Source organism: Spirochaeta isovalerica, from assembly GCF_014207565.1.
Taxonomy (GTDB): Bacteria; Spirochaetota; Spirochaetia; order DSM-2461; family DSM-2461; genus Spirochaeta_F; species Spirochaeta_F isovalerica.
Map to the genome: position 1 here is coordinate 158,623 of NZ_JACHGJ010000003.1, position 22,554 is coordinate 181,176.

Annotated in this window: 23 protein-coding genes, 1 tRNA gene and 2 pseudogenes; 8 read left to right on the forward strand and 18 right to left on the reverse strand. The window is 48.3% G+C overall.

All coding sequences use genetic code 11. The features are described from left to right. Window position 1 precedes the first annotated feature (1 nt). The 15 genes and pseudogenes from HNR50_RS10320 to HNR50_RS10390 form a co-directional block, all read right to left on the reverse strand. Window positions 2-1,057, reverse strand: coding sequence for a site-2 protease family protein (locus HNR50_RS10320; protein WP_184746632.1), 1,056 nt, complete (start codon window positions 1,055-1,057; stop codon window positions 2-4). A 49-nt stretch (window positions 1,058-1,106) separates the two neighbouring features. Next, window positions 1,107-1,850, reverse strand: a complete 744-nt coding sequence (locus tag HNR50_RS10325; RefSeq protein WP_184746633.1) for a substrate-binding periplasmic protein — start codon at window positions 1,848-1,850, stop codon at window positions 1,107-1,109. 59 nt (window positions 1,851-1,909) lie between these two features. After that, window positions 1,910-2,437 (reverse strand): annotated as a pseudogene (gene msrA, locus HNR50_RS10330) (peptide-methionine (S)-S-oxide reductase MsrA); the annotation flags it as partial. Between the two features lie 130 nt (window positions 2,438-2,567). Further along, entirely contained in the window at window positions 2,568-3,197 is a 630-nt protein-coding gene (gene msrB / locus HNR50_RS10335) for a peptide-methionine (R)-S-oxide reductase MsrB (RefSeq protein ID WP_184746643.1), read from the reverse strand. Window positions 3,198-3,212: 15 nt separating this feature from the next. After that, window positions 3,213-4,901: a cytochrome c biogenesis protein DipZ gene (locus HNR50_RS10340; protein ID WP_184746645.1), complete on the reverse strand. Its 1,689-nt coding sequence runs from the start codon at window positions 4,899-4,901 to the stop codon at window positions 3,213-3,215. A 75-nt stretch (window positions 4,902-4,976) separates the two neighbouring features. Further along, the gene (locus tag HNR50_RS10345; protein ID WP_184746647.1) at window positions 4,977-6,413 is read right to left on the reverse strand and encodes a sensor histidine kinase; all 1,437 of its coding nucleotides are present in this window, start codon (window positions 6,411-6,413) and stop codon (window positions 4,977-4,979) included. Beyond that, a complete protein-coding gene (locus HNR50_RS10350) occupies window positions 6,406-7,125 on the reverse strand; it encodes a response regulator transcription factor (protein ID WP_184746649.1) in 720 nt (239 codons plus the stop codon). The genes HNR50_RS10345 and HNR50_RS10350 overlap by 8 nt, the downstream gene beginning before the upstream one ends. Window positions 7,126-7,303: 178 nt before the next feature. Beyond that, window positions 7,304-8,161, reverse strand: a complete 858-nt coding sequence (locus tag HNR50_RS10355; protein ID WP_184746651.1) for a PhzF family phenazine biosynthesis protein — start codon at window positions 8,159-8,161, stop codon at window positions 7,304-7,306. Next, complete coding sequence (locus HNR50_RS10360) at window positions 8,158-8,586, reverse strand: hypothetical protein (RefSeq protein WP_184746653.1); 429 nt, start codon at window positions 8,584-8,586, stop codon at window positions 8,158-8,160. The genes HNR50_RS10355 and HNR50_RS10360 overlap by 4 nt, the downstream gene beginning before the upstream one ends. An 81-nt stretch (window positions 8,587-8,667) precedes the next feature. Further along, window positions 8,668-9,270 (reverse strand): hypothetical protein, encoded by a 603-nt coding sequence (locus tag HNR50_RS10365; RefSeq protein ID WP_184746654.1) that lies wholly within the window; start codon window positions 9,268-9,270, stop codon window positions 8,668-8,670. 136 nt (window positions 9,271-9,406) lie between these two features. Further along, window positions 9,407-9,793 (reverse strand): hypothetical protein, encoded by a 387-nt coding sequence (locus HNR50_RS10370; protein ID WP_184746656.1) that lies wholly within the window; start codon window positions 9,791-9,793, stop codon window positions 9,407-9,409. A gap of 66 nt (window positions 9,794-9,859) precedes the next feature. Beyond that, window positions 9,860-10,888: a hypothetical protein gene (locus HNR50_RS10375; protein WP_184746658.1), complete on the reverse strand. Its 1,029-nt coding sequence runs from the start codon at window positions 10,886-10,888 to the stop codon at window positions 9,860-9,862. Window positions 10,889-10,933: 45 nt separating this feature from the next. Beyond that, window positions 10,934-11,071: a hypothetical protein gene (locus HNR50_RS10380; RefSeq protein WP_184746660.1), complete on the reverse strand. Its 138-nt coding sequence runs from the start codon at window positions 11,069-11,071 to the stop codon at window positions 10,934-10,936. A gap of 38 nt (window positions 11,072-11,109) precedes the next feature. Then, window positions 11,110-11,595, reverse strand: a complete 486-nt coding sequence (locus HNR50_RS10385; RefSeq protein WP_184746662.1) for a chemotaxis protein CheX — start codon at window positions 11,593-11,595, stop codon at window positions 11,110-11,112. 370 nt (window positions 11,596-11,965) lie between these two features. Continuing rightward, a tRNA-Cys gene (locus HNR50_RS10390) sits at window positions 11,966-12,038 on the reverse strand. 142 nt (window positions 12,039-12,180) lie between these two features. On the opposite strand from HNR50_RS10390, the gene HNR50_RS10395 reads away from it, so the two are divergent. Beyond that, complete coding sequence (locus HNR50_RS10395) at window positions 12,181-12,390, forward strand: zinc ribbon domain-containing protein (protein WP_184746664.1); 210 nt, start codon at window positions 12,181-12,183, stop codon at window positions 12,388-12,390. Between the two features lie 5 nt (window positions 12,391-12,395). Here HNR50_RS10395 and HNR50_RS10400 read toward each other — a convergent pair whose 3' ends face one another. Beyond that, the gene (locus tag HNR50_RS10400; protein ID WP_184746666.1) at window positions 12,396-12,821 is read right to left on the reverse strand and encodes an MOSC domain-containing protein; all 426 of its coding nucleotides are present in this window, start codon (window positions 12,819-12,821) and stop codon (window positions 12,396-12,398) included. A gap of 125 nt (window positions 12,822-12,946) precedes the next feature. On the opposite strand from HNR50_RS10400, the gene HNR50_RS10405 reads away from it, so the two are divergent. From HNR50_RS10405 to HNR50_RS10435, 7 genes and pseudogenes are all read left to right on the forward strand, one after another. Then, window positions 12,947-14,233: a malic enzyme-like NAD(P)-binding protein gene (locus tag HNR50_RS10405; RefSeq protein WP_184746668.1), complete on the forward strand. Its 1,287-nt coding sequence runs from the start codon at window positions 12,947-12,949 to the stop codon at window positions 14,231-14,233. A gap of 210 nt (window positions 14,234-14,443) precedes the next feature. Beyond that, a complete protein-coding gene (locus HNR50_RS10410) occupies window positions 14,444-15,112 on the forward strand; it encodes a FadR/GntR family transcriptional regulator (RefSeq protein ID WP_184746670.1) in 669 nt (222 codons plus the stop codon). Window positions 15,113-15,120: 8 nt separating this feature from the next. After that, a complete protein-coding gene (locus tag HNR50_RS10415) occupies window positions 15,121-16,821 on the forward strand; it encodes an NAD(P)/FAD-dependent oxidoreductase (protein WP_184746672.1) in 1,701 nt (566 codons plus the stop codon). Then, window positions 16,818-17,789: pseudogene (locus HNR50_RS10420) on the forward strand (NAD(P)/FAD-dependent oxidoreductase); the annotation flags it as partial. The gene HNR50_RS10415 and the pseudogene HNR50_RS10420, both read left to right, overlap by 4 nt. 17 nt (window positions 17,790-17,806) lie before the next feature. Continuing rightward, complete coding sequence (locus HNR50_RS10425; RefSeq protein ID WP_184746676.1) at window positions 17,807-18,157, forward strand: DUF1667 domain-containing protein; 351 nt, start codon at window positions 17,807-17,809, stop codon at window positions 18,155-18,157. Further along, a complete protein-coding gene (locus tag HNR50_RS10430) occupies window positions 18,157-19,716 on the forward strand; it encodes an FGGY-family carbohydrate kinase (RefSeq protein ID WP_184746679.1) in 1,560 nt (519 codons plus the stop codon). The genes HNR50_RS10425 and HNR50_RS10430 overlap by 1 nt, the downstream gene beginning before the upstream one ends. Before the next feature lie 25 nt (window positions 19,717-19,741). After that, window positions 19,742-21,490, forward strand: a complete 1,749-nt coding sequence (locus tag HNR50_RS10435; RefSeq protein ID WP_184746681.1) for an FAD-binding oxidoreductase — start codon at window positions 19,742-19,744, stop codon at window positions 21,488-21,490. A 30-nt stretch (window positions 21,491-21,520) separates the two neighbouring features. On the opposite strand, the gene HNR50_RS10440 is transcribed toward HNR50_RS10435, so the two are convergent. Together HNR50_RS10440 and HNR50_RS10445 are read right to left on the reverse strand one after the other, a co-directional pair. Then, window positions 21,521-21,967: an NUDIX domain-containing protein gene (locus tag HNR50_RS10440; RefSeq protein WP_184746683.1), complete on the reverse strand. Its 447-nt coding sequence runs from the start codon at window positions 21,965-21,967 to the stop codon at window positions 21,521-21,523. After that, window positions 21,937-22,545 carry a GNAT family N-acetyltransferase gene (locus tag HNR50_RS10445; RefSeq protein WP_184746685.1) on the reverse strand — a complete coding sequence of 203 codons (609 nt, stop codon included), beginning with the start codon at window positions 22,543-22,545 and terminating at the stop codon, window positions 21,937-21,939. The genes HNR50_RS10440 and HNR50_RS10445 overlap by 31 nt, the downstream gene beginning before the upstream one ends. Between the last annotated feature and the right edge of the window lie 9 nt (window positions 22,546-22,554).

A 22,554-nucleotide genomic window follows, 5' to 3' on the forward strand; every position in this document is an offset into this window, starting at 1 on the left:
ATTATTCCTTTTCACTTACCGGAGATAGCTCCAGTTCTCTCATAAGACAGTTTGCAAAATAGGTGCATTCCAGGCACCTGTCTTCTTCCGGATCGATCGTCCTGTTTACGCACAGTCTTGAAAAGCCCGTCATTTCCTTTTCGATCCGCCGGACTATTTTACTGTCTATCAAAGTGTTGAGTTCTTTTGCCTTTTTCTTTTCCAACAGCATTACTGCTGTTTTTCTGAGGGATTCGTTCCGGCTTCTGGTCCTGCCCACCTGCTCTTCAAATATCTCCCTTGCCTGTTCAGCAGTTCCGAATCTGTTTCTGAACCGCAAATATGTGGCCGCATTCTTCAGATAAGGCAGATAGATTATCGCCGTGATCAGCATCATGACCAGAAAGGGGATTATGGCGAAATAAAACTTCATAGACAAAAACAAAAATAGCAGAGAGTAGGCCCGGCCTATCATGGGAGATAATATGAGGCGGAAAAAACCGGCGTAAAGGAGTAGGTAGAGCAGGATCCCTCCATAACGGGATATTCTGTCAAATCGGATCCGGTTTTCCGCAGAAAGTCCGTGGCGGAGAATCTTCGATCCATCGAGCGGGGGTATGGGAAGGAGATTGAACAGAAAAAGAGAGATATTTATTATGTAATAGAGAGTGAAAAACTCGTATAGAGAACCCATAAGACCGGAATTGAACAGCCGGGCTGCCATGTAAAGAAGCTTGATCAATATGATGGCTGCGGAAGCCTGAAGGAGGTTGCTGAGGGGGCCTGCCGCAGCGGAAAGAGCCATTCCTTTCGATTGGTGCCGGAAATTACCCGGATTGACCGGAACAGGTTTCATCCACCCGATTACTGGTATCCCGGAGAAAGCCCGGAAGAGAGGAAACAGAACCGTACCCAGTAAATCCACGTGTGCCACGGGACTCAATGTCATACGTCCGCTGTCATAAGCTGTCCTGTCTCCCATGATAAAGGCGGAAAAAGCATGAGCCCATTCATGAAGAGATCCGGCCAGTATAAAAGCCGTCATATTCATAAGAGTGTCGATAATATCTATATTCATACAGAGGCAGTATAACAGTTAGAACAGGCTGTTTCCATTGTCGGAGTCCTCAGGGTAAGGAATTATATTTTGCGGTCATCTCTTCGATAAGCCCCCGGGATTTGACTATCTCGAAAGCATTCCTGATGCGATCCACAAGAACAGGAGAGGACTGGCGATTGAAAGCCATGTACGCCAAAGCTTCTGTCTCGAATATCTGCAGCACCGGAACGATTGTTCCTTCGGGAATATCCATTTTTTTCAGTTCAAGGGCGGTGGCTATCTGATCTCCGGGAAAAAGGTCAATCCTTCCGGCCAGCAGCATCTGAATGCTGAGGTCGGTTGATCTGTTTAAAGTGATATTTTCTTCGTCAAATCCTTCTTCTATCAGCTTCTGATGGGCGTAATTGTTGGAGAGAAGGCCAATTTTATAATCTTTGGCATCTTCTATAGCTTTCAGGTTGATATCTTCGCGGGATTTGAGTTTGTAGAAATAATGGCGGGGAGCTGAGTTTATCGGGCCGATCCAGAAGAACTTGTTCTCCCGCTCTTCGTTGCGATAAATGGTGTAGATCAGTGTGTCCGGAGTGTTCAGGGCCTTGTAATAGGCACGACTCCAGGGATTTACGGTAAAAATGGGAGTCAGTCCGGCCGCTTCGAGGGTCGCTTTCACTATCTCCGTGGAAATTCCAACAACCTCTCCGTTTCTTATATAATTATAGGGCTCCCATTCCTCTGTCACGACCTGAACGGCAATCTGGCCGAAAAGAATTGAGGAAAGGAAGAATAGACAAATTGTAAACAGGTATTTCAATAAAACGATCCTTTCCTCAATTTTAAGAGCTTATTACATTTCTTTCAAATCGAAATCCATCACTTTTTCAGCAGCTTAGGGAACATCTCCTCCAGGTGGCGGAGTTTCGGTGCATCCCAGTAAACGATATAGGGGTGATCGGGGTTGAGAGCCATAAAATCCTGATGATATTCCTCCGCGGGATAGAACGCCTCCAGTTCCGTCACTTCTGTTGCTATTGGCTGGCCGTACACTTTTTCCCTTTCCAGTTTTTCTATATAGTCTTCCGCTTTTTCCTTCTGGCTTTCACTGTTGTAGAAAATCGCCGATCTGTACTGCGGCCCGATATCCGGGCCCTGATAGTTAAACTGCGTCGGGTCATGAGCTACCAGAAAAAAGACGTCCAGAAGCTTTTCATAGGAAATGACCGACGGGTCATATTCGACTATGACAGACTCGGCATGGCCGGTTGTTCCTGTTCCCACCATCCTGTAGCTGGCCAGCCGGGCCGGGCCGCCCGAATATCCGGATTGAACGTCTTCCACCCCTTTCAGGCTTTCGAAAACGGCTTCAACTCCCCAGAAACAGCCGCCTGCAAAAACGGCTGTTTCCTTTGCGCCCCCGGACATATAGGGCAGGGGCTCTTCCATTTCCTTTCCCGGATCGCTCTGTCCGAATGCAGCCAGAGGGATCAGGGCGGAAGTTATCAGAATCAATATAAACAGTCTCTTTTTCATGTTATTCTCCTTCGAATAGAGAAAGATACTGCCCGTATCCCTCTTCTTTCAGCCGGTCAACCGGAACGAATCTCAGCGAAGCCGAGTTGATGCAGTAGCGCAGGCCTGTGGGACGGGGGCCGTCGTTGAAAACATGTCCCAGATGGGAATCGGCAAAGATGCTTCTCACCTCAACCCGTATCATACCGAAGCTGTCATCGGTCACGGATATGATATTTCCCTCTTCCAGAGGTTTCGTAAAACTGGGCCAGCCTGTTCCGGAATCGTATTTGTCCGTAGAGCTGAAAAGCGGTTCCCCCGAAACGATATCGACGTAGATGCCCTCTTCGTGATTGTCCCAGTATTCATTGCTGAAGGCCCTTTCCGTATCATCGTACTGGGTGACGCGGAATTGAAGGTCCGTAAGATTTTTCTGCAGTTCATCTTCCGCAGGCTTCATATAAGTTTTGCCCTCATATCCGGGCGGGGGGACCGCCGGGTGGGCATCCATCATCATCTGCATGGATCCTTCCATTTTTGGCGTTTCACCGGCGACCTGTCCGGCATCATCCTGACCGCCCATTGCCGCCAGAGAAATCAAACCGGCACCGGCCAGCAGTATGGTCGAAATAATACGTATCTGTTTTTTCATAAAAATTACCTCTCTTTATCCGAAAGTGAAGGCGAATAAACGGGCTTTTCCGTCTATCTCAATTCTCAATAAATGTTTGTTTCCCTTCCCCATTCCTACCAGATGATAATGCCGGCTGTCGGTTACGTTTATTTTCCCGTCGACCAGATCCCCGGTGTCAGCGGGAACATCTCCATCGACCGTAACCGTCAGAGTCACATCTTCATCAACAGGCTCGACGACAAGAAAAACGTCTTTGGCATCGTAGAACAGTTCCAGGGTTCCCGATTCTTCGTTGACTATGTAATTTTCCGTTACAGCCCAATTCCCCTCGAGAGTCCACTGTCCGCTCTCTTTTACCTTTTGCGATTTAAAGTCTCTGTACATATTCCGGTAATCTTCCGTTGGGGCCAAAAAGCCTGTGCTCCGGCCGTATCCCAAATAGGTTTCCGGTGTTTTTGACAGATTTTCATCGGGTGAGGGGAGGTCGGCATTCCCCTGGGGAATGTTACCTGTTTCACCGAGCAGTTCTCTTATCACCGCCTCGGTCTCTTCATATCCCCCTTCTCCGAAATGGCTGTAGCGGATATTCCCGTTTTTATCAATTATATATTTGGCCGGCCAGAAACGGTTATTATAGGCACGCCACTGGAGGAAGCTGTTGTCCTGAACCACAGGCCATGTAACTCCCAGATCATCAATAGCTTTCCGAAGGTTTTCCGGTTCCCTTTCAAAGGCGAATTCAGGTGAGTGAACGCCGATGATTTCAAGGCCGTCTTTCCTATAGGTCTCGTACCAGGACCGGAGATAGGGAATCGTTCTGATGCAGTTGATGCAGCTGTAAGTCCAGAAATCGATTATGACAACCTTGCCTTCAAGACTTTCCATCGACAGAGGTTCACTGTTGAACCACTGTCCCTCCGTAACAAGGGGAGGAGCCGGCACGGCTTTATCTTCATCAATGTCCGGTCCTGAATCGCTGTTGAGTGAATTGTCCAGGGCTTTCTGTACAGGATCGAGTTGTTCGAGAAAGGTTAGCCCGTCCCCATAACCCGGAAATACATCGAGAACGGTCTGCTGGAAGTCCCTGTCCCACCCCATGGCAATGGAGAAGCCTGTGAAAATGAGCACAGCTCCGAAAAATCTCTGGATTTTCCCGCTATTCTTTAATAATCCCGGGACTCTGTTAATAAGTTTGCGGCCGCCGAACATAATGGCCAGCATAGGCAGCGATGTCCCGATTGTGTAGGCCAGTGTTATCAGAACCGAGTAACCTGTTACGCTCTGTGTTATGGAAAGGCTGATTACCGAAGCCATCAAAGGCCCGGCGCAGGGCGTCCATATCAAACCGAGGCTGAAGCCTGTCAGCAGACCGCCTGAAAAACCCTGTCTGTTTTTGTTTTTTCCCGTTCTTTTCTGAAGGAGAGATACAGTTTTCTCAAACAGTTGATTCAGCCGGGGAATGAGAAGAACAGCTCCGAATAAAACAATCAGAACCACCGCTGCAATGCGCAATGTGTCAGCGGAAAAACCGAATCTTCTGACAAGAGCGGTGAGAAAGAGAGTGAAAAACGAGAAGCTGACCACAAACCCGCTTATAATTCCCAGAGGCTTTTTGATTCCTCCGACAGAACCTGACAGCACTATGGGCAGGACCGGCAGGATGCACGGCGAGAGTATGGTAATGATTCCCGAAAGAAAAGCAACAAATGTCAATAATAGCATAGGATCTCCCTCCTGATTGGAAGGTACTATCAAAATATAACAAAAGTGTCACAAAAGTTCATTAAATTAGTAAACTTAAAGCGGGAGCTCGATAATGAAAGTGGTTCCTCTATTGCCGGAGGTCTCCAAATTAATAGTTCCCCGGTGCAGTTCCACAATTTCCCTGGTAATGGATAGCCCCAGTCCTGTTCCGGAAATACGGCGGTCCCGGCTTTTGTCACCCCGGTAGAATCGTTCGAAAACCCTTTCCGCTTCTTCCGGGGGAATGCCCTGTCCCGTATCGCTTACAGAAATGAAAAGCTTTCCCGTCTTCTCCTCGAGAGTCAAGCATACTATTCCCCCTTCTCCGGTATAATTAATGGCATTTTCAAGGAGATTCGAAAGGGCTCTTTCCAGCAGGGCTATATCTCCTGAAAAGGGGCTGTTTCTCTCGCTGTGGTTCAGCTTCAGTTCAATGTCCTTTTTTTCCGCCTGTAGCTTGTATTTCAGGATGATATCCTGAGCCAGTTCGGCGGGTATAAAAATTTCTCTGTTGATTTTAATATCCCGGCTTTCCAGTTTGCTCAGTTCAAAAAGCTGTTCCACCAGTTTCTGGAATGCCGATACGCTTTTCAAAGCCGACTCGAGGTAGGTCTTCTGCTCTTCCGCCGACAGAGCGTCTTTGAGCAGAACCGTTTCAATATTGCCTCTTATGGATGTGAGAGGGCTTCTCAGGTCGTGGGAAATATTGGTTATCAGGTCATTCCGCTGCTCTATGCTCTCTTCCACAGACCGGGCCATATCATTGAAAGCCCTTCCGAGTCCGGCTATTTCGTCAGCTCCTTTCACTTCAACGCGGTTCCCGTAATCTCCTTCCTCAAAGCCTTTTACGCTTTTACCCAGCTTGCGGAGCCGGGAGGTCAGCAGTGAGAAGAGGGAGAAGCCGGCAATGAGAGTCACTGCCAGAGCCAGAAGAAAGGATATGAGACCCGAGCGTATGTAATAGCTGCTCCTGATCATTCCGAGGGAGCGGTCGAAATTCCTTCCCCTGAGTATGACATAAACAAACCCCTGCTTTCCGGCGATTTTCAAAGGCGCAGCGGAAAAAGGTTTCACCTGATCAGTTGTCCGCGGGTCGTCTCCCCGTATCAGTTCGCTGTTCTGCCCGAACACGAAGGTCTTCACCGGTACCATATCGATCTGATGCCGTTTCACCATATCTCCCGGTCCCGTAAAATACGCCAGAACTTCACCGGTTCCGCTTATGAGGTAAATTTCCACCATGGGATTGAGGACCATCATGTACTGAATCCTATCCATTATCATATCAGTCTGAATTTCATCGGTGACGAAAGGCTGGAGCTCTACAGCCAGGCTCGAAGCGTATTTTCTGTTCAGTTCCTGTTCCACTTCGTCGAACAGATGTCCCGCCGCCTGAAAGGCTATGAAAAGGGTCGATGCCGCCAGAAGTATGACCAGGAGGAGGAAAAGCAGGGAAAGGCGTCCGTAGAAAGAGCGCAAAGGTTTAATCATGGCTTAACTCATTCTCTTCGGCAAAGCGGTACCCCACTCCCCAGACTGTTTTCAGGTACTCCGGTTTTCCCGGATCGATTTCGATTTTGGCTCTCAATCTGTTGATATGGGTATTAACCGTGTGTTCGTAACCTTCAAACTGATAACCCCAGATAAGATTGAGCAGATCGCTCCGGCTGTAAGCCCGTCCGGGATTTTTCATAAAAAGAGAAAGCAGATCGAATTCCTTCACGGTCAGATCAACTTCTTTCTTCCCCAGCAAAGCTTTTCTTTTCAGAGGATCGAGAGTGAGTTTTCCAATGGAAACGGGCTTATCTCTGTAGCCGTTCGCATCATCTGCCAGCTGCGACCGGCGGAGGAGGGCTTTGACCCGGGCGGTCATTTCCCGGACGCTGAATGGTTTGGACATATAATCGTCGGCGCCCAGTTCCAGTCCCAGAACCCGGTCCAGTTCGCTGTCTCTGGCGGTAACCATCAGGACGGGCGTACGGGCATCGCTCTTTCTCAGTTCCCTCAGGAGCGAGACCCCATCGAGCCGGGGGAGCATGATATCCAGAATGATCAAAGAGAATTTTCCGGACCGGGCCAGCTCAAGGCCGTCCTGTCCGTTATCGCAAATTCTTGTCTTCAATCCCAGATCTTCAATATTTACAGAGAGTATCTTCGATATTTCGCTGTCATCTTCCACTATCAGTACAAAATCCTGTTCCATATCTTGAATATAGAGAGATTTTTCCAATTTACCAAACTTTAATATCAGCTTTACCTTTTTCTAACATAACCGAGGTATATTCCGATATATAAAGTATTCAGTCACAGAGAAAAGCCCTTACGGCTGGAAATGCTGGCTGATTTTATTGCCCCGGGTCATTGTTACGGGGTTTCTTTTTTTATAAATGAAGCGTCTTTGATCGCCGGGCCGTTCCCCCGACCCTGACATCTGTAATTCTTTTCCCTTCTGTACCCAGGACTGCCTTTATCTCTGACGGCCGATTCATCTCATACCCCTGTTCAAATTTCAAATTTGTCAGGACTGATCCATCCAGCATACCGTGGCTGTGCATATAGGATACCGTCGCTCCCGTCGCCGTTCCCGTCGCCGCTTCTTCATTGATATCGAACAGCGGAGCGAAGTTCCGGCAATGGGCCGTCGATCCGTAAAGAGTTTCCGTCGTGAAAACATGATAGCCCGTGACATTCAGATCCCGGCTGATCTCTGAAATAAGGGAGAAATCGGGTTTAATGCTTTCCATTGCACTCAAATCCAGTACAGGAACGATAAGATCCATCAATCCTGTTGAAACCGCCTGAACCGGAAGGTTTTCAACTATTGATCCGCTGCTGATTCCCAATGAACGGGCAATCAGATCCTTTTCGGCAAAACCACCGAAGCGGGGCAGGAGCTGCTCCATCATAACCGTTCCCTCTTCATCTATTTCGATGGCGAGAATACCCGCCGCCGTTTCCTGCCTATAGGTACCCTTACCGATCATACCCAGTTCATGCATGAGGGAAAATGTGGCGATGGTGGCGTGTCCGCAGAGATCAACTTCGCTGGCCGGCGTAAAGAAACGGACTTTAAAATCTGCAGAATCCGAAGGAAAAATAAAAGCCGTTTCCGAATAGCCCACTTCGGCGGCGATAGCCTGCATTTCCCCTTCGGTCAATCCTTCTGTCTCGAGGCATATTCCCGCGGGATTACCTCCTTCCGGCACGGAAGCAAAAGCATTTGATGTGAAGACTTTCATTCGCTTATAACCGGACGGCTGAAAAACCAGGCAACAAACCAGACTCCGACCATGATAAGCGAAGGTCTTAGCGCGCCGGTTGAAAGATAGGATACCAGAGCGAACAGGGAAGATGTCTCAACAAGGCCCAGGCCGACAGTGTACAGGCCGAAAAGGGGATCGCCTCCGGTCCCGCCGGGAGACTGGCTGTAAAACCTGCTGTAAAGGGAGAAAAGGGCGGAATCCCTCTTCGAGAGTTCCCGGATAACAAGAATCCCACCGATAGCGGCGGCGATACCGACACCCAGAAAAATGTAACTGATCATGGGGATAATCTCCGGTTCCATCAATCCGGCATTATACTGCTGCCAGGCAATGAATAGGTAAATCGGCTTGGTGAAAATATCTCCGATCCAGATCAGCGTTAATAGTTTTTTCTTATCCATATAATTAATTATGAAATCATTCCCCTCTGTTGTCGAGGCCAAAAAAAAACCGCTCCCGAAGGAGCAGTTTCATCGGATGCCTTAAAAGCGGCGACCCATCATTCCACCGGCGGAAGGTCCGCCTTTTCCTCTGACCGGTCCACCCTGGGCCATGGCTCGGCCGCCCCGGTTTCCGTAAGCCTGTTCTGCTCCGCCTCTGTATCCGGAGCCATCGGCGCTATGCTCTATGGTAATCTCCTCACCGTTGACCGTAGCTTTGGTGAGCATAAGAACCTTCTCAGAATCATCCCATCTGTATCCGGCTCCCGGAGCCTCAAAGCCTTCGACTGTAACAGTCATGCCATCGGTCAGGCTGATATCTTCCAGATCAGCCCAGGGAGCGGAAATCACAAACTTCTCACCATTCTGTTCGACATAGGGAAGTTCGCCGTTTACCAGGTGAAGTGTTCCTTCCACGGTAACCGGTTCCTGATCTTCGATCCAGGAATCAATTTCAGCCTGTCTTTCAGCCTGACGGTCCGCCTGAAACTGCTCAGCCTCTGCCGCGTCATAATTGAAGCCTCTGCCCGATCCGTTTGCTCGTCCTCTGCCGAAGAAATCGCTGGCCTCATCCTGCTGTCCGTTTGCCGAAAGCGCTGCTGCCATACCTAAAGCCACTGTTAAAACCAATAATTCTTTTTTCATTTTTTTCTCCTATGGAAGCTCCTTCGGAACCTCTTCTGTTTCTTTATGTTCCAAAAGGTAAAGGAGAGTTATGAAGCAAATGTAAATGAAAACAGTTCCTTTTGTGAAAGATTCAAGAATTATTTCTGATGAGATCTCAACTATCTTTTTCTTTATTATCCCAGTGGATTCTGAAAGTCCCTTTGGCGTTTTCGCTGGAGAGCTTTAATTTCCATCTGCCTTTAACTGCGTTAAAATCGGCAATGAGGTTTTTCCGCCCCGGACTATCGAAATGATACTCCCTGGCTATTTCCCCGCCCGGTTTTGTAATAACCAGAGAACATGTTCCGCTTTCCAGATTGATTATTCCTCTGAAGTGTACCGGTTCGAGAGTCTGAGTTACATCCAGAACAGATGTGAACTTATCTGTCTCCCCGAAGCTTGAATCGTAGCTGGTCGATGAATACCCCTCTTTGAATTCAAGACAAGCAGTGAGGATAAAAGCGGCCAGCAGAACCGGGATAATATAGGCTGTTTTTTTCAAATATCACTCCTGTAAAAAATTCCCATTATAGGCCGCCGATGGTGAAAGCACGGAGATGCCCGACCATTAGTTAAAGCCTTCAGGTCTTATTATATTGCTTGTGCTGACGGAAAACCGTAGAAAGGGGACAAGATCTCCATTTTCCTGCAGTTCCCATGGATCCCATTTATGAAAAAGGCTGTCGGTCGATAATCCGTAGCTATCAATTTGTTCCTCCTCCATAGCTCTGTATACAGTCAGATCATAGCCGTCGCAATTCTGCTTTTCCCAACTGAGCAGATAATCGTCTGTGTCGCTGGGGACGCCTGTTTGCAAAGCCGGTTCCAGAGTGAAGGAATCGAGAGGAGCCGGTACCGTCAGTTCTCCGCTTATCTTTCCAATAAGTTCGTGCTCGATACTGAAGCTTATGGTTTCTCCTGTTCTGAAAACCGGCAGCTTCTTATCTATTTTGAAAAAGCCCGAGTTGACAGACTTTAATTTTGTATCGTTGAGATATACAACCGCGTCTTTAAAAATGTTATCCCTATCATCATTTTCTAAATAGAAAAAAGAGCAGAAAGCTCCATACTCGGCTGTATTCCGGTCTATCGTTTTTACCGGATAAACGGAGAAATTGAGAGTAATATCCTCCTGTCTGTAATCTTTTTTTATCTCCTTTGCTTCCTCTGTCATTCCGACTTTCTGAAAAGGACAGTAATTGTAAGCCGTCCGGCTGTAGTAGATCAGGTCCTCTCCCTGGTAATAGCATTCCGTATCCGCTTTTTTTGTATCATTGGAATAGTAGACATAAGTGGTTGGTGCGAAATCCCGCAGGATGAGGTTCTTCAGAACTGGAGACGAATCGAAATTTTCATCGGGAAGATTTATGACGATGCCTCCGGCAAGGAGATCGAGAAGGTCTTCTTTGAGGACATAGGGAAGAATCTTCCTGTTATGTTCGGGATCGATATTGTTTTGTTCTTCCGAGTCACCGACAATCCGGATCGTATTGTAGTTCTGTACTTTGATTTCTTCTGAACGCCCTGAGGCGAATGAGAGAAACGGCAGCAGAGCAAAGAATAGAAGGGCGTAAATAGAATAGTTCACTTTTTTCATAAAGTTGATTATTTGACAGTTGATAATAAAAGTAAATAGAAAATTCTAAAAATTCAGCCCCATGGCAGTTTGATTGGTATCTCTGGCCATGTAAATTCCTTCTCTGGCGACTGAGTCAAAACATTGGTGAAACTGTTCTCTGTCTTCCGATTTGATTAAGCGGATGTTGTAATCGTGATGCATATAGACTCCTTAGCCCTATGATAAGGCATAAGGATCTGTCACGCAAAAGATCTTACCAGATTTTCCTTTAAGCTGACGCAGACCTCAAAAGGACCGAAAGCGCTGGAAAAGGGGATGACGATGACCGGATTGTTATGAGGCCACGCAATGGTATGATCCTTTCCCTGTATGACAATAGGCACTGTAATATTGAGATTGTACTGGCTTATATCGCTCAGGGCGTTACCGGCGATGACGTTGGCGATTTCTCCGATCATGCTGTTTGTAAGCTCATTGAACTCGTCGACATCGGAGAAAAAGACACCCGATGCGGCCAGGAGTTTCTCTACCATGTTTTTGGTCATTCTGATGGCGATTATGCCTTCGGCGTTACCTGTGACACCAATGATTCCCGAAACATCCCATCGGTGACTGTGAAAATTCTGAAGAAGGCTTTTCTGACCGGGCATGGGCATTCTCCCTATCATATTTTCCATTAATTTCAGAGTGGAATTGAGAAATGGATTGATATGGGCGGCTTTCATGGATAACTCCGTTACTTTTATATATTACAGGCAGCTTTGCAAAAGTCATGCCATGAGACGGGAGGGGGAAAGAGGGTACTCAGGAGCTGTTAGGTTTCGACTGTCCTGTCGAGTTCGACGGGGTGGGCGAGTCCGCTCAGATTTATAAAAAACAAAAGACCAGCCGAAGCCGGTCTTTAGAATCTTGAGGCGCCGAGCTTCCCACCCTTCGATAAAAAATCGTCGTGATTTTTTATTACGGGCCGCCTTCATTCGCTGGCGCAGACATCCTGTCTGCTATTCCTCCCTATTCGGTCGGCGCTCATTCCGGATCGAGTCCGCTCAGGTTTATAAAAAAAAAGACCAGCCGAAGCCGGTCTTTAGAATCTTAAGGCGCCGAGCGGACTCGAACCGCTGAATGATGGATTTGCAATCCACTCCCTTAGCCGCTTGGGTACGGCGCCCTGTGCGTTGAAGAATATAGCAGAACTGTTTTTTTTTGTCCATACGTAGGGGAAAATTCCTGAATATAAACGGGATTTAAGTTTTGGACAGAGTTTATGGAGTTATATTTATTAAATACTATGACAAACAGAGGAAAAATATATGGATGATTACAATTACAGATGCCCCAAATGCGGTAACACGCGTTATGAAACTGATGAATTTCGCGCGACCGGAGGGATGCTTTCCAAGGTTTTTGATGTTCAGAGCAAGCGTTTTACAACCGTAAGCTGCACCCGCTGCCGTTTCACGGAGTTGTACAAAGCTGATTCGAGCATGATGGGGAACATATTCGATCTGTTTACCAATTAAAATTCTTATCGGAGAGTCTCGCCTTTTTTTACTTCGCCGCCAGTCTCGATTGAGGCAAACCGGACGGATCCGGGAAGAAGGCAGATTCTCTTCTCCTCTTCTACTATGGCACAACCCTTATGACAAACCTTCTTTTCCCCTGTTATCCTGATAGTAGCTTTCCCGAGTTTTAACATATCTCCTTCTTTTAAAAGGGACGTACTTCCTTCCAGAATAATATTGGCGGAGAATCTTTTAATGCACAGACCTTTTTCCCGATCCTCTTCCAGACCTTTCAGGTCTTCATCTCCAAGCAGAGTGATCTGCCGTTCTCCCGGTCCGCCGTAGGCATCTCCTTCGGGACCGAAATCTTTTATCAGATTGATCTTTTCTACCGTTCTGGCTTCACCTTTCTTCACTGGCTTGATATACAGTGCTTTTACAGTCATCATAAGGAGAATAATACATCATAGAAGGACAAGAGGAAACAGAATATTGATGCTATCCTCTTTAAAACAATTCATAAATAATATAAAATAGTTCTAAAACGATCAAAATAAGGCGGAAATCGAACAAAATGGATGAGTTGAAAGACAAAGCACTGAAATATCACAGTCTTAATAATAAACCCGGTAAAATCGAAGTGGTCTCCACTAAACCCTGTATGACAGCCGATGAACTGTCTTTGGCCTACACTCCCGGTGTTGCCAAGCCGGTTCTGGAAATTGCCGATCAGGAAGAAAATGCCTACTTGTACACTAGCAAGGGAAATCTTGTGGCTGTTGTTTCCAATGGAACGGCAATTCTCGGCCTGGGCGATAAAGGCGCGCTTGCCAGTAAGCCGGTCATGGAAGGAAAAGGCGTCCTTTTCAAAAGATTCGCCGATGTGGATGTTTTCGATATTGAACTTGATACAAAAGATCCGGCCAAAATTATCGAAGTTGTGAAAATGATGGAGCCTACATTCGGAGGCATCAATCTCGAAGATATAAAAGCTCCTGAATGTTTCGAAATCGAAGATGCTCTTGTCGAACTCTGCGATATTCCTGTTTTTCATGATGATCAGCACGGGACAGCTATAATTTCTACAGCCGGTCTTTTAAATGCGGCGGAAATTGCCGGCAAGAAAATGGAAGACCTGAAAATCGTCGTCAACGGAGCCGGAGCGGCGGGAATTCGCTGTACGGAGATGTTTATCGCTGCCGGTGTAAAAAGTGAAAATGTTATTATGTGCGATTCCATCGGCGTCATCTATAAGGGAAGAAAAGAGCGGATGACCGGACTTAAATCCAATTTCGCAAGGGAAACAGATGCCCGGACCCTTGCTGACGCCGTAAAAGGAGCTGATGCATTTATCGGTCTTTCCGTACCCGACTGTCTTACGGCGGATATGCTTCTTTCCATGAATCACGATCCCATTGTGTTTGCCATGTCCAATCCCAATCCCGAAATCAGTCCCGAACTGGCACACGCCACAAGAGACGATGTCATCATGGCTACAGGCCGAAGCGATTACCCCAATCAGATCAATAACGTTCTTGGTTTTCCTTTTATTTTCCGCGGAGCTCTCGATGTCCGTGCTAGAAAGATTACCGAAGGGATGAAAATGGCTGCGGCGATCTCCCTGGCCAATCTGGCAAAGGAGCCGGTTCCCCAGTCCGTAAAAAATGCTTATAAAGGTAAAGATCTGGTATTCGGAAGAGAATACCTGGTTCCCACTCCTTTTGATCACAGGGTTATTGAATGGGAATCTTTAGCTGTGGCTAAAGCCGCCTGTGACGAAGGAGTCGCAAAAAAGCCTATCTCCGACTGGGAGCATTACCGCGCCGAACTGAACCGGAGAATGGAAAAGTTCTGGAAATAAACGCAATATCCCCTCCATGATTATAGGAGGGGATATTTGATATTTTACTCATCCCCGGAAGCTCATCCCTTTTTTTGAATATTCATGTACAGCATAGTTGTCGAAATTTGATATCCATCCGTCATTTGCGGAAGAAATTGATCTTTTCTGTTGACGGCATAAAAATGCAGGCTTAAGATTGAATTGGTGGTAATACCACCAAGAGGTCTTATGAAGCGTTTAAAAGAAGATATTGTACAGGAACTGGAGTTCCGGATTCTCTCTGAAAAGTATGATCCCGGTGAAAGACTTCCCCCCGAACGGGATCTGGCGGCTGAATTCGCTGTATCGCGGCCGGTCATTCACGAGGCTCTTCTCATCCTTGAGGGACGGGGTCTCGTCACAATGCGGCCCCGCCACGGAGTCGTGGTCAATGATTTTCGTCAGGAAGGAACGCTCGATCTTCTCACCACTCTTCTTCTGCATACGGAGGAAGAGAATCTTAATCCTCACGTTTTATCAAGCCTGTACAGAGTCCGTGCCCTGATGGAGAGCGATGCTGCCGTTCTGGCCTGCAATGCAGGAAAAACTGCTGATTGGGATCTGCTGGAAGAGATCATGAGTTTTGACCATCATCTCTCCAATCCTTCAGAGCTGGCTTTAAGAGATTTCCGGATACATCAGCAGATCGCTTTGATAAGCGGAAATATTGTCTATCCCCTTTTAATCAATTCACTCAGACCCGTCTATCTGGAGTATCTGAAAAACTTCTACGGGAAAAAGGGTGACAGTCGGGAAATTCGCGATCTCCAGAGAGATCTTCTTGTTTGTTTCCGCCAGAGCGATGGGGAAAAGGCGGGGAAAATCATGAAAAAACTCAGTTCATATACGTTGGAGTGAGGAACTCTATGGATAAACTGCAAAAAGTGAAAAAAGAGCTGTCGAAGCTCGGTCTGTCGGGAACTGTCAAGGCTGACGAGTTCCGCAAATCCATCCGCCTGACAGGCCATGTCGATTCCTGGGACCGGAAAGTCGCCGCAGGTTTCGCCGCGGCTAACCGGGGATATAAAGGCGTCCTGAACGATATAACTGTCGAAGGCATTGGAGAGGAAAAAATCTACCGATTCGATCCGGGAGACCGGGTCCTTGAGGGGCGATATTTTGATGCGGTCATTATCGGCGGCGGGATCATCGGTTGTGCGACGGCCCGGGAATTGGCGCGATATAATATTTCTATTGCTCTTCTGGAGAAGGAAGAGGATCTGGCCATGCAGACTTCCAGCCGGAACGACGGCATGATCCACCCGGGGTTCGCCGCGCATCCGGGAACGAAGAAAGCCCATTACAATGTTCTGGGAAACAGAATGTATACTCAGTGGGCAGAAGAGTTGGGTTTTGAACTGAAACGCCCCGGATCCCTTGTCCTTTTTCCCTCAAAACTGGAAAAATATGTGATTCCCTTAATGAAAAGGCGGGCAAGGCAAAACGGCGTCGACGGGGATTACCGCTATATATCCCGGAAGAAAGTCTTCGAAATGGAACCCAATGTCACCGAAGATCAGCAGGGCGCTTTCTTTCTTCCCTCTGCGGGGATCATCTCCCCCTATAAAGCGACCATTGCCATGGCGGAAAATGCTGTTCAGAACGGCGCTGAGGTTTTTCTCAATTGCTTTGTCGAATCCTTTGAGATGAGGGAGGGCAGAATCGCCGCTGTCAGGACCGGCAGGGGAACGGTGAAGTGCGGAGCTGTTATCAATTGCGCCGGTAATTTCGCCGATGTCATTGCCGGGCTGGCTGATGACCGCTTTTTCAGTCTTCACGGCCGGAAAGGGACCGAGTGCATTCTCGATCGCAATACGGGGCTGACCCAGCATAGCATCCTTTCCATGCCCCGGCTCATTCAGAAAAATTCAAAAACCAAAGGCGGCGGTGTCGTTCCCTGTATCGAGGGAAATATTCTGCTGGGGCCTACGGCAGAAGAGCAACCCTGGAGAGAGGATTATTCCACAGACAGGAATAGTTTTACAGAGCTGCTGCAAAAGCTGGACCTCAATAAAAAACTGAGCGGCTCATCGGTCATCACCTATTTTTCAGGGATCCGCCCCGCTTCCTGGGAGGAGGATTTTATTATTGAACCTTCCCAAAGGGTAGAGAATCTGGTTCACGGAGCGGCCATACAGTCTCCCGGAGTGGCTTCCGCTCCGGCTATTGCTGTCGATCTTGCAAAAATGACTGTTGAGATTCTATCCAAAGATAAATCCGTCGGGGAAAGGACGGATTTCGAACCGGTGAGAAAAGCGGCATACCATCAGATTGATTCTGTTGAAGAACGGCGGGAAATGGTCGTGAAGAACCCCCTATACGGTAATATCATCTGCCGCTGCGAGACAATCTCGGAGCAGGAGATCCGCGATGTTCTTCGTGGCCCGCTTCCTGTCACGTCTCTCGATGCAATAAAGAGGCGGATTCGCGCCGGAGCGGGACGGTGTCACGGAGGATTCTGTACACCCAGAATCATGGAGATCATTTCCGACGAGCTGGGAATCCCCATGGTGGAAATTACCAGAAAAGGAGACAGTTCGCCGGTACTGTCGGGAGAGACAAAATGAACAGGGTCTACGATGTCATTGTTATCGGTGCCGGTCCGGCCGGCATGGCCGCCGCATTGGAGGTCGCAGAAAGAGGGGATTCCGTTCTGATTATTGAGCGCGAAGACAGACCCGGCGGAATACTGAATCAGTGCATTCATGACGGATTCGGATTGGTCAAATTCAAGGAAAAACTCACCGGACCTGAATATGCGGATCTCTATGTCGGCAGAGTCGAGAAGGCGGGAATAGAGATTCTGACAAGCACTTTTCTGCTGGAACTGAGAAAGAGGAAGGATCTGTTCCTTATGAAACTGGTCAGTTCCGAAAAAGGAGTCTTCCCGCTCGAAGGGAAAGCGGTCATTGTCAGCACGGGGTGCCGGGAGCGTTCGGATCGTCAGATTTTCATTCACGGAGACCGCCCGGCGGGGATTTTTACGGCAGGGCAGGCTCAGGCGTTTATCAATCGTATGGGATATATGCCGGGGAAACGGGCTGTGATTCTGGGGAGCGGGGACATCGGACTGATTATGGCACGCCGTCTGACTCTCGAAGGAGCCCTGGTTGAAGGAGTTTATGAAATCCAGTCGAAGCCGTCAGGCCTTCAGAGGAATATCAGTCAGTGCCTCAATGATTTTTCCATTCCCCTTCATCTGGGACGAACCGTGTCCCGGATATTCGGAAAAGGCCGCATTGAAGCGGTGGAAGTCGTCTATGTCGACGAGCGGATGAAGCCTGTAACCGGAACGGAAACCATCATCCCCTGCGATTGTCTCATTCTTTCGGTCGGCCTGATACCGGAAATCGATATTCTTAAGGATCTGCCCGTGGAACGGGACGGCAGCACGGGAGGGATCGTGACTGATGAACAGATGCAGAGCCCCCATGTTCCGGGACTCTTTTCCTGCGGCAACGCCCATCATGTCTACGATCTGGTCGATTACGTTTCAGATAGCGGGGAAGTTGCCGGAGCTGCGGCATCGCAATACGTGAGGGAGGCAACAGCATGAAAAGCATGACCTGTATAGTCTGCCCCAAAGGCTGTTCTCTTTCGATTGAAGAAAAAGAAAAGGGATTTCGTGTCAGCGGCGCGTTGTGTCCACGAGGGGAGGAGTATGCCCTTCAGGAAATGACCGACCCGAGGCGAACTCTGCAGACCACTATCCGGACAAATCTGCCCGGTTGCAGAAGAGTGGCTGTCCGGACATCGAAAGAAGTCCCCCTGGGAGAGATCTTTTCCTATATGGATGCCATTAAAGGCGTTATTCTGGAAGAAAAAAAGGAATGCGGTTCCGTCCTGGCCCGGGGGCTCTGCGACAGCGATGTGGACCTGATTCTGACTGAGAGGTTGTACTGATGGATAAACTGCTCCTTTCCGTGGACTGCGGAACCCAGAGCCTGAGAACCATTATTTTCGATAGCAAAGGGAACATAATCGAAAAGGCGAAGATGGAATATGAACCCTATTTCAGCTCCCGCCCCGGCTGGGCGGAGCAGGACGGCGAGCTGTTCTGGAATTCCCTTGTCGAAGGATGCCGTCTGCTGAAGGAGAAAAACCCCGGAGCTTTCGGAGCCATTGCCGCTGTGGGCATAACGGCCCAGAGGGATACGTGCATCAATCTGGGAAAGGACGGCAAGCCCCTGCGCCCTGTCATATCGTGGCTCGACAACAGAAAAGCCTCCCGGCAGTGGATTCCCAATCTTCTCTGGAAAATAATCTACGGCATTATCGGCATGACTGAGACGATCGCCAAAGTTCAGTGCGAGGGCAAGTCGAACTGGATACGCGAGCACGAGCCGGAGATATGGGAGAAGACCTGGAAGTACCTCGGGATCTCCGCTTTTCTCAATTTCAGACTGACCGGAGAATTCCGCGATTCCATCGCCTCGACCATAGGCCATTATCCGGTGAATTACAAAAAACTGCGCTGGGAGAAAGAAGGCGGACAGAACAGCAATCTCTTTCCCGTGGAGAAGGACAAGCTGTGGGAGATTGTCGATCCGGGAACTGTTGTCGGTACGATTCACAGAGAAGCGGCGGAGTTGACGGGACTGGCGGCCGGAACGCCCGTTGTCGGCTGCGGCAGCGACAAAGGGTGTGAAACTCTGGGTATGGGCGTACTCGATGAGACAAAAGCTTCTCTCAGTTTCGGAACGACAGCAACTGTTCAAACCACTTCGCACCGCTATTACGAACCGGTTCGCTTTATGCCCGCTTATCCCGCATCGGTTCCCCGCAAATTCAATCCTGAACTGATGATCTACAGGGGGTTCTGGATGATCCGCTGGTTCCGCGACGAGTTCGGATACGAGGAACTGAAGAAAGCGGAAAAGACGGGACGGATTCCCGAAGAGTATCTCAATGCGCTTCTCGACCAGGTTCCCGCCGGATCTCTCGGGCTTCTGGTTCATCCTTTCTGGGGAGCAAGTCTGAAAAAACCCTTCGAAAAAGGATCGATGATCGGTTTCGGCGGCGCCCACAAGAAATCCCATATGTACCGCGCTATTCTCGAAGGCCTCGGTTACGCCCTCAGGGAAGGTCTGGAGAAAATCGAGAAAAAAAGCGGTAAACGGGCGGAGAAGATCATGGTCTCCGGAGGAGCCAGCCAGAGCGACCGGATCTGCCAGCTGTCGGCGGATATATTCGGACGAACCATGGTCCGGGGCAGGACCTATGAAACATCGGCTCTGGGAGCGGCGATCAATACAGCCATGGGGATCGGACTCTACGACTCTTATGAGGAGGCGGTAGAGCATATGGTCCATTATGAGGAAAAGGAATTCCATCCCGATAAGGAGAACAATGCTCTTTATGAGAAACTCTATCCCATATTTCTGAAAATCAATCCGCTGCTGGAAAACATATTTGACGAGATTCAGGCTGCCACGGGCTATCCTGAAAAACTCAGCCTTTAAAAAGTAAAAAAACAGGAGACATGCAATGGCTAACAAAAAACTCACAATGCCGGTCTGGAACAATCAGGCTCCCGAGCCGGGGACTTACCGGTCCATATTCAAATGGGGAGACCCCGAGGAATTCAAACATCCGAGCGAACAGCTTTTCGACCTGATCCGTTCTGAATTCAATCTTCCTGACAGCCATTTTGAAAAGCCGGAAAATGAAGGCTTCGATTTGGTCGAGCTGCCCGATCATCCGTCGCTTCTTGATAGAAAGCATGTCGAAGCTATTGAGAATATTGTCGGCGAGGAGAATATCTCGCTTTCCGATTACGACCGTCTCAATTACTCCTCGGGTTATGCCATGGAGGAAATTATGGAGATGCGCAGCGGAGAAATCCATGAAATATCCGATCTGGTCGTTCATCCACGCCATACCGATGATGTCAGGGCTGTTGTCCGCTACTGCAATGAGAACAAAATACCCATTTACGTTTTCGGCGGCGGATCATCTGTCAATTTCGGCCTCCGTCCGACAAAGGGGGGGATAACACTTGTCATGTGCACTCATATGAACAAAGTGATTGAACTGAACGAGATGGACAAAACCTGTACGGTTCAGGCGGGAATGATGGGGCCGGCTTACGAATCGGCTCTGAACAACGCGAAAGAGCTGTTCGGAACGAAGAAGAATTACTGCTGCGGCCATTATCCCCAGTCCTTCGAATATTCTACAGTGGGCGGATGGATCGTCACTCTCGGAGCGGGTCAGCAATCTTCCTATTACGGAGATGCCTACGATATCGTTCTGGGGATGGAGTTCGTCACTCCCGTCGGAGATATTAAGACCCACAACTTCAGGGCAACGGCCACCGGTCCCAAAGTCAACGATATCCTCAAAGGTTCGGAAGGAACTTACGGCATCTGTGTGGAAGTGACCTGCAAAATCTTCTATCATCAGCCGGAAAACTACGTCCCCATGGGATTTATGTTCAAGACATTCGAAGAGGGAATCGCCGCGGCCAGGGAAATCTCACAGGGTGAGTTCGGCTTTCCCGGAGTCATGCGGATTTCCGATGGCGAGGAGACATCCATGGGACTGAAGCTTTACGGTATCGAAGGAACCTGGATGGGCACCGCCATCGACCTTTTCGGCTACAAATCGGGGGAGAGAAGCCTGTTCCTTATGCAGGCGGAAGGGGAGAAAGGGTTCGCCCGCAATGTGGCGAAAAATATTCGTAAAATCTGCCGGAAACACGGCGCCATGTACCTGACCGGATATCCCATCAAAAAATGGGAGCATGGACGGTATCGCGATCCCTATCTGAGAGAGGACCTGGGGGATTACGGACTCATTATCGACACCTTCGAAACATCGGTCAGCTGGAGCAATCTCCACAATCTTCATCAGAAGTTGAGAGAGTACATCAAGCAGCGCCCGCATACCATGGCTATGTCCCATGCCTCCCACTTCTATTCCGAAGGGACGAATCTTTATATAATATTTTTTACCCATATGGATAAGCTGGAGGAATACAGACGTTTCCAGAAGGGTATTTTTGAAACGATTGTCGCCAATGGAGGCTCATTGTCGCACCATCACGGGGTCGGCCGGATGATCGCGCCCTGGATGGAGGAACACCTGGGGAAAGTGCAGCTCGATGTCCTCAAGACCCTGAAGCGCCATTTCGATCCCAACAATATCATGAATCCCGGAGGACAGATGGGAGTTGATTACGAAGCCTCGGATCTGAAGGATCATGAGTGGAGGATTGACTGGAAGAAGATGTGATGTAAATTCCCTGCTCTCTGTGAGCGGGGGCTATGGGGATTGCATTGCGATATTCTCTTCAATATCCAGAATGCGAGTCAGATAAACAGTCTTATGATCATAGAAATCTTTGGAACGGTACATTTTTCGCAGCTCATTTCCTGTTACCCATTTGACATCTTGAACCTCAACAGGATCAAAATCGATTTCGGAAGCTCTCCCGTTCCAGGTCGTTTCAAAAACATCCATGAAGAAATCATCGAAAAAGGTTCGTTCCATAAATCTGAATTCTTCCTGTTTGAAATACAAACCCATTTCCTCTAATGTTTCTCTTTGAACGGCTTCAATATTCATTTCTCCGGCAATCGCCGAACCAGCTGTAACTGACCACGGGTCGACATATTCGCGCAAAGGTTTATTTCTTTTTTGAATCAGATACTGCCCTTTATCGTTTCTGATCCAGTTCGCTACGACCATGTGATATGATCCTTCCGGCACTGTCTCTCCCCGGCTGTGAAGGCCTTCCAGCATATTCCCGGCTTTATCGAATAGATCCATTTTTCTATACAATTCAACTCCATTAACACGCTGCTCCTCTGGTTTCCATCAGGATCGGTCCAGGAATTTTTATTTCGCTTCACAATTTTAAAACCGGCATTGGTGTATAAGCTAACAGCTCGCTTGTTCTCTTCCAATGCTTCCAGAACAATATTTCGGGCCTTTTTTTCGCTTTTAAGATATTGAATGAATGCTGAAAGAGCATCTTTGCCATATCCCAGTCCCTGTTTATCGCATTCTCCGATTTTGATTCCGATTTCAAAGATATCATCATTATCAGTCTTGTAATTGCATTCGCCTATGGCCTTGCTGTTTTCATCCAGGATTATAAATATCTGATGTCGATCATCCAGGTTTGTGATTCTCCTCTGCAAATCTTCCGGGCTGATTCCTAATCCTTTTGAATAGCCGACATGTATCATAATTCGTGGATCTGAATACCATCGGGACATATTGAACGAATCTTCGGATTGAGCTTTTCTTAATTGAACTTTTTCTCCATTAATTATGACATTCATTTTACTGCC